Raw genomic sequence first — 17,578 nt, 5'->3', positions numbered from 1 at the left:
TTCCTCATTGGATTTTCTCCGGGTCTTGGCCGGTAAACGGATCCACTCCGCCGTGTCCAACGGCGGCGCTTGATTTGCGCTTGTTGAGGTACGGATGAGCCGCCAGAAAGTCATCGCGACGGACGTCGATCTGCTTGGCGAGCTCCCTCTGCTCAAGACGCATGGCTTGTCCAACCAGGATGCGCAGCGAATCCACATAATCCTGTTCGTTCTGTCCTTCATCGCTGATCTTCATGGCCGCCTGCAGGACGGTGAGTGCCTTGCTGCTATTGCGCTCGCCCAGTTCGGCGTCAATCAGGGCCGTCTTCAGCTGGAGGTTCTGCGGCTCGAGTGTGTTGCCCTCCTCCAGCAACTTGATGGCGCGCTCGCTGTCCCCACCGGCGAACTCCGGCAGTCCGGAAATCACCGTGCCCAACGTCAGCAGTGCGGCCCCATCCAGCACATCGGGTTTGGCCTTGATCGCCGATTCCAGATCCGCAAGCGCCAGGCCGGGTGCCGCGAGTTTTTCCTTTTCCGGGGCTTCATGCTGCCGTGACAGCAACGTATTGATACCGCGCAACGCTCGAATCTCGGGGACTTGACCCGCCAGCGGTTCAAGTCGCTTGAGCAGGACTGCGCTGTGTTCGTTCGTCTCGGTCCAGCGCAGACGCAGCTCGACGTCCTTGACCGGACTGGCCGAGTAGAGCCGGCTGTAACTCTTGTCCAGGACGCTGAAGTACTCGACATGAGCGCCCAGTACCTGCAGTTGCAGTTCGATGTTTTCTGGCTGCGCCTGTGCCAGTTCGAAACCGTAACGCACGCCACAACCCATTTGCTTACGGTCCCACTTCATCACTGCCTGCCTGGCGAAAGCGGCGGCCTTTTGCTGCGGATCGCTTATTTGATCGCACACCAATAACAATTCTGCTTCTTTGCGAAAGGCCACCTGCTTCGCCGGATCCTGCATCTCGGATTCAAGCGTTGTCGTCGCCACTTTTGTGGCGGCCTGGGTGTACGTGTACGCACCCACCAGGCTGGCAAGTCCGACGAGTACAGCCACGGTCAGGGGGTTGGGGTTTCTTGTTTTCATGGAGTCTCCAGGTTGAGCGCAGGTGCAACCGGCAGCCCTGAGGGTGCGGTCTTTGGAACAGGGGGCGTCATGCTCTGATCGTCCAGGCTGCCAAGGAAAGCGACGATGTCTGCTTCGTCTTCTTTGCTCAGCTCAGGCCCTCTGGTCATATGGATATGCCAGTGGATTTTCAGGTTTTGATCCTTGGGTGCCGCGTGGCCGCGGTTGTCGTTGTAGAAGTGCACGACCTCTTTCAGCGTGTTGAACTGACCCGCATGGAAGTACGGGGCTGTAGCGCTGATATTGCGCAGTGTGGGAACGCGGAACGCCCCTTGCAGATTCGGATCAGGGGATATGCCACCGGCACCTGGATCGGGCGCCTTGCCTGGCAGCGCCGGGCTGCCAATGACCGCCAACTCGCTGTCGGTGAACAAAGGGGGAATGTGGCATTGCGAACATCGCGCGACGAAGCCGCGAAACACATTGTGGCCGCGAATCTCTTGATCGCTCAGCGCGCTGGCGTCGCCGTAGGCATAGCGGTCATACCGGCTATTGAAGCTCACTAGGCTGGTCTGAAATGCCGACAATGCGCGTGCCAGATTGTCCAGTGTGGGCGGCGCACCAAAAGCCTGCCTGAACAGATCAACGTAAGCCGGGGTGGTCTCCAGATCCTTCTGTAGCTGGTCAGCGTTGTTGGCCATTTCATCGGGATTGAACAAAGGCAACAACGCCTGTTCTTCCAGGGAGCTGGCCCGGCCGTCCCACATGAGGCGCTTGAGGAACGCCACGTTCCAGAGGGTGGGTGCTGAACGCGATAGATCCTTGCGTACGCCACCCGGTTGGCGTGCGCCAAGGCCCTGGCCACGACCGTCGGCGAAGCCTTTGTCCGGCTGGTGGCAAGAGGCGCACGACAGGTCTTTTTTACCTGACAGTAAAGGGTCGAAAAAAAGCTGACGACCCAGATCAATCTGCTGCGGTGTGTAGGTCGTCTCGAGCTCAGGCAGACGTACTTTCACGCCTCCGTGTTGGGCCGGTGAGTCGTAGAAGTCATACAGCGTACGCAACTTGCATTGACCTTCCGCCAGCAACTCAAAGCTTGGCGGACAGGTCTTACTGAGCTCGGTCGCTTCTGCGTGAACCAGCAATGTAAGAGACACCAGCCCTAAAACTGACACCAGTCCCAGAAGAAGGAATTCGCGCATGGTGCGACCTACTCCCCGACCAGACTGCCGATGTGGCTGACCAACGTGTCGATCGCAGCATCGTCGCGTATCGCCGACGCCATGGCCCGCATCTGTTGGCCGAATTTGTCATCGGCATGGGCGCCGCGTAATCCTGCGCGAAACTTCAACAATTGGGCTTTGAGGTACCAGCCATGTTGGCCGGCCAGGCGAGGCGCCCCCAACTCGTCAAAGCCCTCAGCCTGGGCTCCGTGACAGCTGGTGCAACCCGAGTACAAGCCGCGTCCGGTAAACCCCGCGGACCGTTCAGGTTTGGGGGCGGGTTGGCGTGGAAGGCTTGAGACATACTGGCTCAGTTGCTTGATTTCATCGTCGCCAAGGCTCGTGGCCATGGCGCGCATCATCTGCCCTTCGGCATCCCTCGCATCGTCGCCTCTGACATCCGCCCTGAAATGCTGGAGCTGCCGCTGAAGGTAGGCTTGAGACAAACCGGTGAGATTGGGTGCCTTGACTGCCTCGCTTCCTGCGCCATTGATCATGTGGCAACCCACGCAACGCTGTTCGAAAAGGTCTTGGCCCGGCTCGCTCCCCCAACTGGTGTTACAGAGGTGAGCAAGTACCAAACCCAATGCCGCTACCGACTTGTTCACGTCCAACCCCGCTTATTATTCTGCCCGTACCGCGACATGAACGTTCCGTATGAGAGGAAGGACTGCGCGATCACTACGGCGGACACCCGCCTGGCTATACAGCGACGATAAGGAGAGAGGGCTGCGGCAGCTTGCCAGTACGTGCCAACAAAATTGTCATTTGCCGCACGAAGCACGAAAGGAAGACGAGGGACGCTAAATGGAGGCCCTCGCGGGCATCAGGACATGAGGAAGGGATTGGAGCGACGAAAATCCCACAGGCTCTGCGTCTTGACTCACCGGCAGTCAGGCAAGGCCCGACGTCTTGCGATATTCACGGGGAGTGAGATTGGTCCAGCGGCGAAATGCCCGGGAAAAGGAACTGGCCTCGGTATAGCCGAGCATCAACGCCACATCGGTGAGACGGTAGCTGCTGTTACCGACGTATTCGATAGCCAGCGCTCGCCGGACATCTTCGACCACCGTACCGAATTCCAGATCGAGTTCACGCAGCCTGCGCTGTAGCGTTCGCACACTCAAATTCATGGCCTCCGCAACCTGCACCACCCCTACCCGACCGCGCCCCAACTCCGTGGCTATTGCCCCGGAGACGTCGATGAGCAAACTGGCGGACTGGCTACGCAACTTGCGCTGCTCTTCAAGATAGGGCTGAAGTGCCTGGAGCAAGCGTCGATTGGACGTGCAAATGGGTAAGTCGAGTACTGACTTGTTGAAATAGAGACGGTTGCAATCCTGAGCGAATCGTATCGGACAATGAAACATCTCGCGGTGACCGGACAAATCCTTTGGCGCCGCGTGCTCGAAATCAACCCGAACGGGCATTACCGTGCATCCCGTCAGATCACGTATGCACGCCAGCATTGCCGCCAGACTGAACTCTGCATCCTGGCGCTTCTGCGTGATGCTGGGGTCTGCTAGTTGATACGAGAGAACGACCAGCCGATCCAGCTCGATGACCTCGATTCTCTCCGCCTGGCTGCGCGTCACCATGTAGCGGCTCAGCCCGTTAAGGGTGTCGCCGAGTCGATCCATGCTGCGCAGTGCCTGCCCCAGCACGCCCATGTCAGATGAACGTATCTGCGCGCCAAAGCGAAGCCCGATGCCGTCGTCGAGGTTGCGACCGGCCAACTCCAGCAGCTTGACCAGGCTGGCAGCCGAACACTCCACCTCGGGGTCAGTGAAGAAAGACGCTTCCAGGCCTGCTGCTTCCAGAAACGGGGAAAGTTGATCGGCAAACTGACTGAATAGCAGCTCCGGGTGCATGGTGTTTTTCTGCGCAAGTGCCATAGGTCTATCTCTGAGGGTCGTTCCACCCAAGACCAGGTGACCGGATCGGCAATGGTGCGCTAGCGCTGAAACAACGCGTAACAAAACTCACCATTGACGGGATGACATAGAGCACACGAGCGATGCAATTCGTCAAGAAAATTGCTGCCTGCGACCCACTGCAATCGCCTCCATCGCAGTGGCATCAAATAGCAAATCCGTGGCACGAAACATCCAGTTAAGTCCCTCCCGCTCACTGATACTCGAATCACCTCCGACTGGCTCAGCCAGCGGCACGCCTGGCGTGGCCAACAATAAGAGGCGTAAGGCTTGCTCCGCCTGAAACCCTTCTTTTCAAGAGTATTTCGCATGAAGACCCTCACTTTCTGTGCGTTCACGCTGCTGCATCTTGCGGTCAGCGGCATGGAGCCCGTATCGGCTGCACCCCTACCGGATCGCCTGGGCCGACCCTCACTGATATCGCCTGATGCAATCCACGCTCCGCTGACCGATGTCCAGAGCGTCGGTCAGGCATTGGTGATGGTGGGCGGAAGCGGCCACGTGCTGCTGCGCAATGCCAACGGCGAAACCAGTCAGGCCAGCGTACCCGTTGACCTGCTGCTGACGGCAGTGCATTTCATCGATGCGAGTCAAGGCTGGGCCGTCGGACATGACGGGGTGATTCTGCACAGTACGGACGCAGGCAACACGTGGGTCAAGCAACTGGATGGCAATCAGATCAGCCCGCTGCTGCTCGAAAGAGCCCTGGCTGAAGTGACTCGCCTGCAAGACGCCAGCGCCGCCGCCCCAGAAGACCAGGACCTGGTTGCCGCTCTGGACAACGCGCTCTTCGCACTCGACGACGCAAAGGCCAGCGGCGCCTCGGGCCCGTCACGGCCACTGTTGGACGTATGGTTTCGCGATGCCGATGAAGGCTGGGCGGTCGGTGCGTACGGCATGATCGTGCACACAAAAGATGGCGGCCAAAACTGGGAGTACGTTGCTGCCTTGGCCAACCCGGACCGCCTGCACTTGAACGCAGTTCTGGGTCTACCCGACGGTACGCTGCTGGTCGTCGGCGAAGGCGGCCTTCTTCACCGTTCAGAGGACGGTGGAAAGCATTGGCAGCCCCCCCAACAACTGACGCAGGCTTCACTTTATAAACTGATGCAACTGGCCGATGGCCGACTGCTCGCCCTGGGCTTTGGCGGCACACTGCTCTCAAGCCCGGACCTGGGCCAGAACTGGAAAAGCATCAAGACGCCGGCCCCCGTAGGCCTTTACGGTGGAAGACAACTGGCTGACGGAGCCGTAGTGCTTTCCGGCCAGGGAGGCGTGCTGCTCTACAGCAGCGATGGAGAACACTTCAAACTCTGGCACGGCGCAGATATCAACTCGCTGCTGGGCGTCGCGCAGGTCGATGCCGAACAACTGGCACTGATCGGTAGCAGCGGAATGCAACTCGTTGCCCTGGCCACGATCAAGGAGCAGCTGCAATGAACGCACGCTCCGAGCCACCCTGCGCAGCAAAACCGACCGCCGTACAACGAGTGGTCGACGTTACCGAAAGGATGCTGTTCAACCATCGTCTGACCGTCATCCTGCTGTTTCTTCTCGCCTCGATAACACTGGGCATCGGCGCCCTGTCATTGCGACCGGATGCCAGCTTCACCCGGATGATCCCCACAGACCACCCGTTCGTAACCAACTACCTCAAGTTTGAAGACGTGCTGCGCCCGCAGAGCAACGTGCTGCGAATCGTGGTGGAAAATCCTCAAGGCGACATCCTGACGAAAGACTATCTGGAGACGTTGCGCGAGGTGAACGACAAGGTCTTCTACATACCCGGAGTTGACCGCGGCAATCTCAAATCGCTGTGGACACCCAACGCGATGTGGGCCGAAGTCACCACCGAGGGCCTGCGCGCAGGACGAGTGATTCCTGACACCTATGACGGCAGTCCTGAAGCGCTTGCGCAGGTCCGGCACAACATACAACGCGCCGACATGATCGGCAGTTTCGTGGCCAATGACTTTAAATCGACGGTCATCCGGGTTCCCCTGCTTGAAAGCGATCCGGAAACCGGCAAGCCGCTGGACTATGGCGCCTTCAGCCTCGCACTGGAGAAGGATGTTCGTGAGTACTTTGCCACCCTGGGTGTGAACATTCGGGTCATCGGGTTCGCACAGATCATTGGTGATCTACTCGCTGCAGCCAGTGACATCGCCGTGTTCTTCGCCGTCACGGTCGTCCTGATCAGCCTGTTGCTGTACGGGTATTGCCGCTGCTGGCGGAGCACGGCGGCGACGGTGCTGACGTGCCTGCTCACGGTGGTCTGCCAGCTCGGCCTGCTCAATCTGCTGGGTTTTGGCCTGGACCCCTACTCCATTCTGGTGCCCTTCCTAATCTTTGCCATCGGGATAAGCCACGCGGTGCAGAACATCAACTTGATGATGAGCGAGATGGGCGCCGGCGCCACCCCGGTGCAAGCCTCCCGGCGAACCTTCCGTGCGCTGTTCATTCCCGGCTCAACCGCATTGTTGGCCGACGCCGTCGGCTTTTTAACGCTGTTGGTGATCGACATCGGCGTGATCCAGCAATTGGCAATCACCTCGAGCATCGGTGTATTCGTCGCCATCTTCACCAAGATGTTCCTGTTGCCGGTGCTGATGTCCTATGTCGGCGTAAGCCCCAGCGGCATGCGCCAGCAACAGAAACGGGATCAATCCTCCTGGCCGGTATTCCGTCGGCTGTCGGCCGTGGTCGAACCGCGCGTGGCCATACCGCTGATTGTGACAAGCCTGCTGCTGCTCGGGGCCGGCTACTCTTTGCGCCAGGATCTCAAGATCGGTGACCTCGACAAGGGAGCGCCAGAGTTCCGCCCGGAATCTCGATACAACCAGGACAACGCCTTCCTGCTGAATCACTACTCGACGAGTACCGACGTCTACATCGTGATGTTCAAAACACCCCAGGAGCAATGTTCCCGGTTTGCCGCCGCAGACATCGCCAACCAGTTGCAGCAAACCCTCCTGCAAGTCGACGGCGTCGAGTCCGTGCAATCGCTGTATCAAGCCATGCGCTTCGACATCCTGGCGCGCAATGAAGGCAATCCCAAGTGGGCGGAGCTGTCGCGAGACCAGTACGTGATGAACAACGCCCGTTCCAGCGTATCCGCCGAGTTTGTCGACCCCCATTGCAGCGTCGCGCCGATCAGCCTGTACCTGGCCGATCACAAGGCCGAGACCCTCAGTCGCGTTGTCAACGCCGTAGATGCCTTCAAAAAACAGTACGACACGGGTGAGTTCGAGATCCTGCAGGCGGCGGGTAACGCCGGCATCGAAGCGGCCACCAACATCGTCATCCAGGACTCCGAAAAACGCATGCTGATCCTGGTGTTCGTGATCATCTCGCTGGTGGTGTTCTGGGAGTTCCGCTCGCTCAAAGTCACCTTCGCCCTGATGGCTCCGCTTTACCTCTCCACGGTGCTGTGCGAGGCGGTAATGGCTCAGATGGGGCTGGGTGTAAAAGTCGCCACCCTGCCGGTTGTCGCGCTTGGCGTCGGTATTGGAGTGGACTACGGCATCTACTTGTACAGCCGGATGGAGACATTTCTGCACCAGGGCCTGAAGTTGCGCGCCGCGTACTTCGAAGCGTTGAAAACGACCGGCACTTCGGTGGCATTCACCGGCCTGACGCTGGCTGTGGGTGTCGGCACATGGACCTTTTCGGCCCTGAAATTCCAGGCGGACATGGGCCTGCTGCTCATGCTGATTTTCATCTGGAACATGATCGGTGCCCTCCTGCTGCTGCCCGCCCTCGCCTCAATGCTGATGAGTCACAAGCAAAGGAATTGAAGCCAGTCCGTCGCCCGCGCAATGCGGGTGACGGGTGATTTAAAACACTCATCGCCGCTGCGCCTTAATAGGAATTCAACGATGTTCAACGTGCTCCGTCCTGGCAGCCGCCTGCTCGATCGCCTGCGCCTGAGTCGTAAATTCGGGTTGATCAGCCTGTTGGTCTTCATTCCTGCGTTGCTGACAAACTACCTGTTACTCGACGAGCGCCTTCGATACAGCGCCGCCATCCGCCATGAGATCAGCGGGCTGGAGCCGATCTCGCAGAGTCTTGAACTGCTCAGTTCATTGGAGGCTCTGCATGACCTTAACCAGACACAACGGGCGACGCAGGTCGGTGCAGGTGCAACAGGTCTGGAGCCGTTGCGCCAGAAAACTCTGGAACAACTGCAAGCGCTGCAGGCCGACTGGGGCGAGCCGGTCAGTGCGGCGCGTTTCGTCAAAGTGCGAGATGAATTGGCAAGCACCCTCGAGGGTGTCATGCAGGCATCGGTCAGTACCCGGCAGAGTCAGCTCAAGCAGACACTGGACCAGGCGCCAGCGCTGATTGAATGGGCCGCCAGTGGTTCCGGGCTGACCCAAAACGCATCCGTACAGATACGGCAGATGGTGGCTCTACTGGTCAGGGACGGTCCAAAGACTCGCTGGATTATTGGCCAGAGTCGCGCCCTCGGCGCCGAAGCACTTCTTCTCAAAAGTCTCCCCGCCACCTCCAGCGACCAGCTCGATGAACTGAGTGTCGAGCTGGAAAACCTGGGTAACGAATACCAGGGGTTGCGACAGCACGCAGAGCTGCATCCATCGCTGGACGACAGCCTCCAGGCCAGCATCGACAGCCTGGCAACGACCCGCGACATGCTGGAAAAACAGGTGCTATTGACCGATGACCTGAACCGGCCCTGGCAACCCTTTTTCGACAGCGTTTCCGAGCAGCTTGAGCGCACGCTGGCGATCGAACAAAACATGCTGTCGCTGCTACGAACACAGCTTGAACAGAAGCTGCAACAAAGCCAGCAGAGGATGTTGTTCCAGGCCGCCCTGACGCTACTCGGTCTGCTTTTGATGGTCTATTTATACAGCGCGTTTTACGTCTCCCTGCGCAGCAACCTGAACGGACTGGCAGCCACGCTGCGACAAGTCGCGCAGGGCGATCTCACCTGTGAGTACAGCACCAACAGCCGAGACGAGCTCAATGAACTGAGCCTGGTCTTGAATGGCAGTGTGCGACGCATACGCCTGCTGATCAGTGAGATCCATGTGGGAATCGGTCAGGTCGAAGCTCAAGCCAAACAGGTCGAAGACATCGCCAGCGAAACCAATGCTGCGATGATCAGCCAGCGCCAGATGATCGCGCTGGTCGCGACCTCAATGAATCAGATGACGATGACGTCACAGGAAGTGGCGTGCAGCGCGGCGGTAGCCTCACGCGGCGCAGAACAGGTCAGCCATGAAACCGCCCTCGGCAATTCCCTCGTCAGCAGTCAGACGGCAAGCACCCACCAGTTGGCCATGGGAATAATGCAAGCCGTTCAAGTCATCGAGCGTCTGGCGGATGACAGCAAAGCCATCGGCCAGGTCCTGGACGTGATCAAAGGCATTGCCGGGCAAACCAACCTGCTTGCCCTGAACGCCGCGATCGAGGCTGCGCGTGCAGGAGAGCAAGGCCGCGGTTTCGTCGTAGTGGCGGATGAAGTGCGCAACCTGGCAAGGCGTACGCAGGATTCGAGTGGGGAAATCGAACAGATGATCAACCATTTACAAACAGGTGCAAACGCTGCCGTGGAGGCAATGGATAAAAGTCGGACGCAGGCCACTGGCAATGTGGCCGACTCTATTCTGGTTCAACAGAGGCTGGAGGTCATCCTGAACACGGTTGACCAGATCGCTGAGCAAAGTCTGCAGATATCAGCCAGTGCAGAAGAACAAACAGCTGTGGCAACGGAGATCGATCAACACATTCTGCAGATCAATCTGGCCGCCGAACTCACGGCTCAAGGCGCAAGCCGGGCCGAGAATGCAAGTAAGGAACTGGGGCAGTTGGTGAGCAGACTTAACGGGTTGATCGGCACATTCAAAGTGTGACTCACGATTGCACCACCACGATGCGCCTGGCACCAAAAAGCAACTTTTTGGCGCGAGATATCCAATAGAAGGAAGACCGACCCGGGATACTCGAATAGCTGACTGAGCCTCCACTGGCACGTCTTACCAACTCGCCATTCGACGAACATCACAAGGACACTGCCAATGAACTTCAAGCCCTGGCTAGCCACCTATCAACAACATGGAATTGCTCCCGATATCGGCCCAAGCCACCATCACTCAGTGGTCGATCTGCTCGAAGAGGCCATGAGGAAGTTCAGCGACAAAACCGCCTTTCATTCGTATGGTCAAACGCTGCGCTACAAGGACGTGGATCGTCTCTCAAATGCGTTCGCCGCGTGGCTGCAACACAGACTGGGGGTCAAGAAGGGTGATCGCATCGCGGTGATGATGCCAAACCTGCTTGCCTTTCCCATTGCGTTTCTCGGGATTGCACGTGCCGGTGCGATACAGGTCAGCATCAACCCGCTCTACACCGCACCCGAGCTTGAGCATCAGCTGAACGATTCGGGATGCAAAGTAATCGTCGTCTTCAACGGTTCGAGTCCGACGTTGCCGGCCGTGATCGACAAGACTTCTATCCAGGCGGTCATTACGGTTGGCGTCAGTGTCGACGACGATGATCAATCACCGCCCCCGCCCTCGCCGATGGGCCCCCGTCTCAGCAATACGATCGCCTTCGACACCGCCCTGCGACAAGGTGCACTGCTGCAGCGCATCCCGGTGGCTATCGGCGGTGATGACCTGCTGCTCCTGCAATACACCGGCGGCACCACGGGGTTGTCCAAGGGCGCCGCACTCTCACATCGCAACTTGCTGGCCAATACCCAGCAATTCCAGATCATGATGCCGGGCCTGCTGCAGCACGGCGAGGAGGTGCTGGTCACCGCGTTGCCGCTTTACCATATCTTTGCCTTGATGGTGAATTTCATTACCTGCTTCTCGATTGGTACGGATAACTGGCTGGTCGCCAACCCCAGCGACATGGACGGGTTCATTGACATACTGATACAGGCCAGGCCCAGTCTGTTCATGGGCGTCAACACCCTGTACGCAAATCTGGTCGCGCACCCGCGTATTGGCGAAGTGGATTTTTCCAGATTGCATCTGGCAGGTGGAGGCGGCGCAGCGGTCCTGGACGTCACGTCGAGGAAATGGGAAAACCTGACCGACACCTTTATCCGCGAGGGCTACGGCCTCTCCGAAACGGGACCGATCCTCTCGTTCAATCCGTCGACGATCAATGAGTTCACCGCGACTACGGGCCTGCCGGTGCCCGGAACCCATATCAAATTGCTCGACGAAGATGGTAACGAAGTGGCCATCGGCGAAGTCGGCGAGATCTGCGCCAAGGGGCCTCAAGTGATGCGGGGTTACTGGAACAAGCCTGACGTGAACGCCTCGGCATTCACGGCCGACGGTTTCTTTCTTACCGGTGATATCGGCAGGTTCGACGAGCGCGGTTTCCTGACGATTGTCGATCGAAAGAAAGACATGATCATCGTGTCCGGCTTCAACGTTTTCCCCAACGAGATCGAGGCGTTTGTAGCCGGCTGCCCGGGTGTAGAAGAGAGTGCGTGCATCGGTGTGCCGAATGAGAGGACCGGTGAGGCCGTGAAGCTGTTCGTCGTCAGAACCCCTGGCAACCTCCTGACTGCAGATGAAGTGAAATCCCATTGCCGTGGTGGAATGACCGGCTATAAGGTGCCGAAGATCGTCGTCTTCATGGACCATTTACCGAAATCCACCGTCGGCAAGGTTTTGCGTCGGGAACTGCGTGATCTTGGCTGATAAGGAGGTTCGGCACTAAACCGCTCGGAACGCTCCAGACTTGGGCGCAAGCCCAAATCTGCGCGCACTGGCATTCTGTCATTTGAGAATTGAATGGTGACCATGCGGGTCAAGAGATACCGGCTTTTCTATACGATGAAAACACCTGCTAAACAGGTGACCATCCATTTTTGTAGGACGTTTTGAATTCCTGGATATCGCCCTCATCGTCCACCATTTTCAGGGTGTAGCCCTGAGTGTTCCCTGCGTCAGATTCACTGAATCTATTGTAACCATCAGCTGTGTAGTCAATGTGCTCCACAGGATCCCCTTCTTCAAAGGGTAGTACGCCATTTTCAAATTCATCTTTTCTGTAATCAAATACACTTTGATCAATCGGCGCGTCACGTTGCAGATATCCATGCAAATACGTCTGAAGCCAGACGTAATTCTCGGTTCCGTTTTCTGCAAGCAAACCATCATTCTTCATTTGCCATAAGTCATCATAATTTTGAACTGAGGCCTTATGCATTTTTTGGTCTTGGGCCACGCTCATCATCGCCGAAATGAAGGAAGTAACTGCTGCAATTCCAAAGCCTATAGGCCCACCCCAAGCCGCTGCACGCCCTCCTTTGCCAAAAATTTCTGCAACTGTTGCGCCGCCACCGGCCAAACCGCCCACGCCGCCGACAACTTCGACAGAGCCGGAAGCAATGGTCAACTCATCACCGTTTTTTACGCCCGTTTGAATGTTCATAGCGCCCAGTGTGATACCGAGAACACCGCCGCCAACATCCCCAGCGCCGCCGATCATTCTAGGGTAGGTGCCCATTATTTTCTTTACTCTAGAATCACTGACATTTCCGCGCTTCGCGATGGCGTCCCAACTGGCTTGATGGGCAGCCTTGATATCGTCAGAAGAAAGTTTATAGCTACCTTCCGCATCAGAAGAAAATAAGGTATCCAGGGATTTTTGTTGATTTTCATTAGCGATGCTTCGTAAATATTGATCGTCAAAGTTTTGTGCTTTGCTCCCGGGGGTCCAAACAGCCTGGTACGGACGGTCTGTACCCATTTCCTTCATCAGACCTGATTTGTTCCAGGCATCGTAACTACTGACACCCAATGTGAAAAAATGATTGGCGCCACTCAGAACGCCCATAAAGGCGGCTGCAACAGATAAACGTTCCTTGTGCGAGGCGCCCAGCCCACCACCTCCCCCATACAGTTGGTACGCGGCAGAGGCTATCGAGAACGTCCCTCCGATTGAGCCCAACACACCATTGTCTTTCATGAATTTTAGCGTGTTGAATAAATTTTCATTGGAGGGCATCCCCATGCCGGGAGTAATGTGTTTTTTAATGATGGCGTCCAGTTGCTGGTCTTCTATCTTTCCGTCCTTCGCCCATGTTTCTCCCACTTCTTTCAGTACAGCACCCCAGCTAGGTGCATTCTCATCGCTCATGTTATTAGCGAGTTCAGTCATCGTTTCTTTCCAGATACCGTAGCCGCGACGAGGTATTCCATCCCCCCACGCTTTACCCGCAGCCAGGGCAGACTTGGTAATATCCTGGGCGGCCAAGCCCATATTCTCGTCAGAAATTGCCCCTGGCTCACTCATCAACTTTTCCATCTCCAACACAAGACCATTAGCCTCGAGCTCTGCCTTGAATTCTTCAGCCTTGGCTGGATCGATGGCCGCAATCTGCGTGTAGGTGGCCTGGTAGTCCAACATTGCCTGATCTTTGTTTCCTGAACTCGCCAAATCGTCGAGGTACTTGACGTAGGCTTCCGACGAAGAGCTTTCGATCAATTTCTGCTCTGTTGCTTTGACTTTTGCCTCACCACCCTGGGCTTTTTCAACGGCCTTGTCGTGGTACAGAATAATGTCGTCCTGGATCTGCTTGTCGCTCAGCAATTCGTTGAGGCGGGAATCTATTTTTTTCTGATCAAAGATTTTTTCATTAACGTCCCTTCCCGTAACATGCGTTGGCTGCCCAATCCTTTTGTCCGCTGTATGCTCAGGGATAATCTCCATTCCGTTTTGAGACATCCCTTTGGCATCAAACGCGCGGATAAATTGCGCACGCAAGTCATCCTTGCCGATACTGCCATCGGCAATTCCTTTGCGATAATCATTGACCATACTTTCAAACGCTAAGTTACCCACTGTCACGGGGCTGCCATCTGCATTTTTTTCGGTGGTAGGCAAGGCATCGACCGATACCTCTTCTATCGAAGGTAACCCTGCAGATTCGCGACTCGCTACGGGGATGGCCGCGCGCGAATCTGTCAATCTGGACATGACCTGCTCAAACAACTGAGGATTACTTTCCTTGGTAACGTAGAATTTTTGCTCCGCCCCACCCGGCTTTTTGTACACAAATGAAATAACCTCGGCGTTCTGGTCATGCCCGGTGAAAGCAACAGCGTCTCTCACGTCCTTAGTGTCAGACAGATAAATATCTTCACCCGCCCGAACAAACCCCTTGGCTTCTTCGGTTGCCACAGTCGCTTTAATAAATGCATCTGTTTTTTGTTGATCGCCTATGCCTTTATAATAATCATAAGCCTCGGGCGTTAACTGCGAGTGGACGATTAGTTTTTTGCCATCTTCCAGTGTGAGGCAAAGAAAACCATCGTCCATTTGAACATTTGCTACGTTCTGGACAGGCCCTCCGTCCCCACGTAACAGCATAGTGCTGGAACGCGTGCTCTCTGCTTCCCTTAAGATGTCTTCGAGCGGCGTACCTTTGCTTTCGAGCACCAGGTCAAGATAGTCATATAGCTGACTGCCGCTATTTTCTCCCGGCGCTGACGGCTCATGCACATATTCTTTCTTGGCATCCAAGTCGCTGAAGTCCCGGGCTTTTCCTTGCTGTATTTTGAATTTCTCACCCGCATACTCGAAATAGATCATGCCCATTTCGGAGTTTTTGGCGATGACCCTTAGGTCGTCCGAATTTAAATCCTGGGGCATTTGGGTGACTGTCTTGTATTCCGATCCATTACTGCCACCGAAATAAGCAGGCTCGCCTTCATCGTTGCGAGCCTGCGGATCGGTCAAATACTCGGCCTGACCAGGCGGCCTTGTGTAGTCCAGGTAGGCTTGGGGTGTCAGTTGCTTTGATACGATCAGTATCCTGCCGTCGCTCAGCGTTACTTGAGCTAAGCCTTCAGCCGGCGTTTGCACTGAGGCAACGCCTTCTCGCATTTGCCCCTTGCTAGCCTCTGTTCGCGACAATAGCTCCTGATTGGAATTATTAAAACTGTCTTTAATTATTTGTTGAGCGGGAAAGTCTTTAGTTGCAAACATCAATTCAAGAAATTCTAAAAGGGGTGTCCCGCCGCTTGGCACGCTCATGCCCCCGGACAATGGCTGGGCTAATTGCTCCGTCAAGTTACCGTTCAGTTTCTCTGTCGAGTCAGATCCATTTTCTTTAGTGGCGGGTCCTCCGCTGACTCGCAAGTGCCCTGCGACATCATCCCTTTCGATGTTAACGTCGGAAATCTGATAGTTCTTGCCCGCATACTCAAAATAAACAACACCGCCCCCCGCCTCGATAACATTGAGTTTATCAATGTCGAGCCCACCCTTGAATTCGGTGATTTCTTTGTATTGCGAAATGTCTATGTGATTCTTCCCACCTTTCGCAGAATCTATCGTTTTTCGCGTCAAGTCAGCCACCAGATTTTCAAACTTGTTCTTATTTCGCTGATCTGCGACTGAAGTCTTGGACGAGTTGTTATGCGCACTATCAATCATTGACATATCCACTTGGCAGAGTGACCGGCTGACACACTGGTCGAAAACCAGAAGTAATGGGTTCAATTAGAGATGGGATATTAGGCCACGCGCTGCCCAACGCGGGCTATTGCCGCCAAGAATTCACAATATTTCACAAGCGTTGCCCGGCAGAAGTTGTTTTCGTGGTCTTACAACTGTTTCAGCCTACATGCCTAACCCATTGGAAAATCTAATGCCCGAAATCAGAAAAAAAGACCTGCAGGACCGTTATGACTTCATCGTGTGCGGTTCTGGGTCATCGGGCTCTGTCATTGCCCGTCGCCTTGCCGATAACCCGGAAGTCTCCGTGCTGCTTCTGGAAGCAGGCGGACATGGAAACGTTCCCGAGGTAGATGACGCCAGCGCCTGGCCTGCCAACCTGGGATCGGTTCGAGACTGGAACTTTCAGGCTCAACCTAACGCGCATCTGAATGGGCGGGCGCTGGCCATGAATATGGGGAAGGTGCTGGGCGGAGGCTCAAGCATTAACGTCATGCAATGGTCTCGCGGCCACAAAAGTGATTGGGATTTCTTCGCCGAGCAAGCCGGCCATTCTCGCTGGAGCTATCAGTCCGTTCTCGATATTTATTTAAAGATCGAAAATTGGCAAGGCCCCTCGGATGCCGTCCACCGGGGCAAGGACGGTTTACTGTTCGTCCAACCGGTTCCACAACCAAAACCTGTCGCCCTGGCGCTGCTTCAAAGCGCGACCAGCATGGGTATACCGGTCTACGACAGCCAGAACGGAGCCATTATGGAAGGCGGCGGCGGCATCTCCCTGGCCGATGTCCGTATTCAGAACGGTCAACGATTATCGGTATTCCGTAGCTATCTCGACTCCCCTGTCACACGGCACAACTTGACAGTGCTGACCGGCGCACTGGTCGTCAGCGTCGCGATCAAGGACAAGCGCGCTACCGGTGTTCATTGCTTCGTCGGTGAGCACCAATACACCTTCAATGCGAACAAAGAAGTCATCCTTTCGCTAGGTGCTATCCAAACGCCCAAAGTGCTAATGCAATCAGGTCTCGGCGACGCAGCTCAACTCAGGCCTTTAGGCATTCCTGTAGTCGAGCACTTACCGGGAGTCGGTCAGAATTTCCAGGATCACTGCATGGCGATGGGTTGCATCTGGGAGTACCCCGAAGCCCCGCCGTCCGCTGACCCAGGCGTGCAAGCCAACCTGTTTTTGCAAAGCGAATCCGGGATCGACACACCAGACATCCAGATAATGCAGGTAGGGGTTCCTTTCGCCAGTGCTCAAATCGCTGCTCGCGTCGACATACCCGAATGTGCGTGGTCGATGATGCCGACGCTCGCACGGCCGAAAAGCATTGGTAGCCTTCGGTTGACCGGTCCCAACCCAAACGACGGCTTGGAAATCCATGCCAACACCTTAGCCGACCCAGCCGATCTGAAGGTGTTGATGACAGCTGTGGAGATTGCTCGTGATCTTGCCAACTCTGCGGCGATGCGACCTTTCGTCAAACGCGAAGTGACACCCACTGGGCTGAACAAACCTGAACTGGAACAGTTCGTGCGCGACTCAGCCAGCTCTGTCTGGCATCAGAGTTGCACCGCAAAGATGGGGCGTGATGCCTTATCGGTCGTCAATGGCGAGTTAGCCGTTTACGGCGTGGAGAACCTGCGAGTCGCCGATGCTTCAATCCTGCCGCGGATAACCACTGGCAACACCATGGCGCCTTGCGTGATCATCGGAGAAATTGCTGCTGAACTGTTGAAGGCGAAATACCGGCTTTGATCCAGCTGCTCATGCAATGACCGCGCAACTAAAAAGCCCCGCAAGTTAAAGCTTGCAGGGCGAAAAAACAATAACTCACCACTATCTGGTGATCAGCGACAAGCTACCCGCCTTTGACTAATAACCCGCTATTACGCACACTGGCGTTCGATCC

The 17,578-nt window shown here is 56.1% G+C and carries 10 protein-coding genes; 5 read left to right on the top strand and 5 right to left on the bottom strand.

Annotation, left to right across the window (positions count from 1 at the left end; all coding sequences use genetic code 11):
• Positions 1-4 precede the first annotated feature (4 nt).
• From ACMXYJ_RS16675 to qhpR, 4 genes are all read right to left on the bottom strand, one after another.
• The gene (locus tag ACMXYJ_RS16675) at positions 5-1,069 is read right to left on the bottom strand and encodes a hypothetical protein (protein ID WP_415756039.1); all 1,065 of its coding nucleotides are present in this window, start codon (positions 1,067-1,069) and stop codon (positions 5-7) included.
• A complete protein-coding gene (locus ACMXYJ_RS16670; RefSeq protein ID WP_415756038.1) occupies positions 1,066-2,250 on the bottom strand; it encodes a cytochrome-c peroxidase in 1,185 nt (394 codons plus the stop codon). The genes ACMXYJ_RS16675 and ACMXYJ_RS16670 overlap by 4 nt, the downstream gene beginning before the upstream one ends.
• A gap of 8 nt (positions 2,251-2,258) precedes the next feature.
• Positions 2,259-2,879 (bottom strand): c-type cytochrome, encoded by a 621-nt coding sequence (locus ACMXYJ_RS16665; protein ID WP_415756037.1) that lies wholly within the window; start codon positions 2,877-2,879, stop codon positions 2,259-2,261.
• 285 nt (positions 2,880-3,164) lie between these two features.
• Positions 3,165-4,166, bottom strand: coding sequence for an AraC-like transcriptional regulator QhpR (qhpR, locus tag ACMXYJ_RS16660; RefSeq protein ID WP_415756036.1), 1,002 nt, complete (start codon positions 4,164-4,166; stop codon positions 3,165-3,167).
• A gap of 348 nt (positions 4,167-4,514) precedes the next feature.
• On the opposite strand from qhpR, the gene ACMXYJ_RS16655 reads away from it, so the two are divergent.
• From ACMXYJ_RS16655 to ACMXYJ_RS16640, 4 genes are all read left to right on the top strand, one after another.
• Positions 4,515-5,645 (top strand): WD40/YVTN/BNR-like repeat-containing protein, encoded by a 1,131-nt coding sequence (locus ACMXYJ_RS16655; protein ID WP_415756035.1) that lies wholly within the window; start codon positions 4,515-4,517, stop codon positions 5,643-5,645.
• Positions 5,642-8,002 (top strand): efflux RND transporter permease subunit, encoded by a 2,361-nt coding sequence (locus ACMXYJ_RS16650; protein ID WP_415756034.1) that lies wholly within the window; start codon positions 5,642-5,644, stop codon positions 8,000-8,002. Before ACMXYJ_RS16655 ends, ACMXYJ_RS16650 begins: the two co-directional genes overlap by 4 nt.
• 1,518 nt (positions 8,003-9,520) lie before the next feature.
• Positions 9,521-10,084, top strand: coding sequence for a methyl-accepting chemotaxis protein (locus ACMXYJ_RS16645; RefSeq protein WP_415760744.1), 564 nt, complete (start codon positions 9,521-9,523; stop codon positions 10,082-10,084).
• Between the two features lie 165 nt (positions 10,085-10,249).
• A complete protein-coding gene (locus ACMXYJ_RS16640; RefSeq protein ID WP_415756033.1) occupies positions 10,250-11,896 on the top strand; it encodes an AMP-binding protein in 1,647 nt (548 codons plus the stop codon).
• 148 nt (positions 11,897-12,044) lie between these two features.
• Here the strand turns inward: ACMXYJ_RS16640 and ACMXYJ_RS16635 are convergent, their stop codons facing one another.
• A complete protein-coding gene (locus ACMXYJ_RS16635) occupies positions 12,045-15,641 on the bottom strand; it encodes a hypothetical protein (protein WP_415756032.1) in 3,597 nt (1,198 codons plus the stop codon).
• Positions 15,642-15,855: 214 nt separating this feature from the next.
• Between ACMXYJ_RS16635 and ACMXYJ_RS16630 the strand changes: the two genes are divergently transcribed.
• On the top strand, positions 15,856-17,424 hold the full coding sequence (locus tag ACMXYJ_RS16630; protein WP_415756031.1) for a GMC family oxidoreductase: 1,569 nt from the start codon (positions 15,856-15,858) through the stop codon (positions 17,422-17,424).
• Positions 17,425-17,578 lie beyond the last annotated feature (154 nt).

Source organism: Pseudomonas arabinosi (assembly GCF_047758675.1).
GTDB classification, from domain to species: Bacteria; Pseudomonadota; Gammaproteobacteria; order Pseudomonadales; family Pseudomonadaceae; genus Aquipseudomonas; species Aquipseudomonas arabinosi.
The sequence above is the reverse complement of the archived record's forward strand: the minus strand, read 5'-3'. Positions and strand labels throughout refer to the sequence as shown.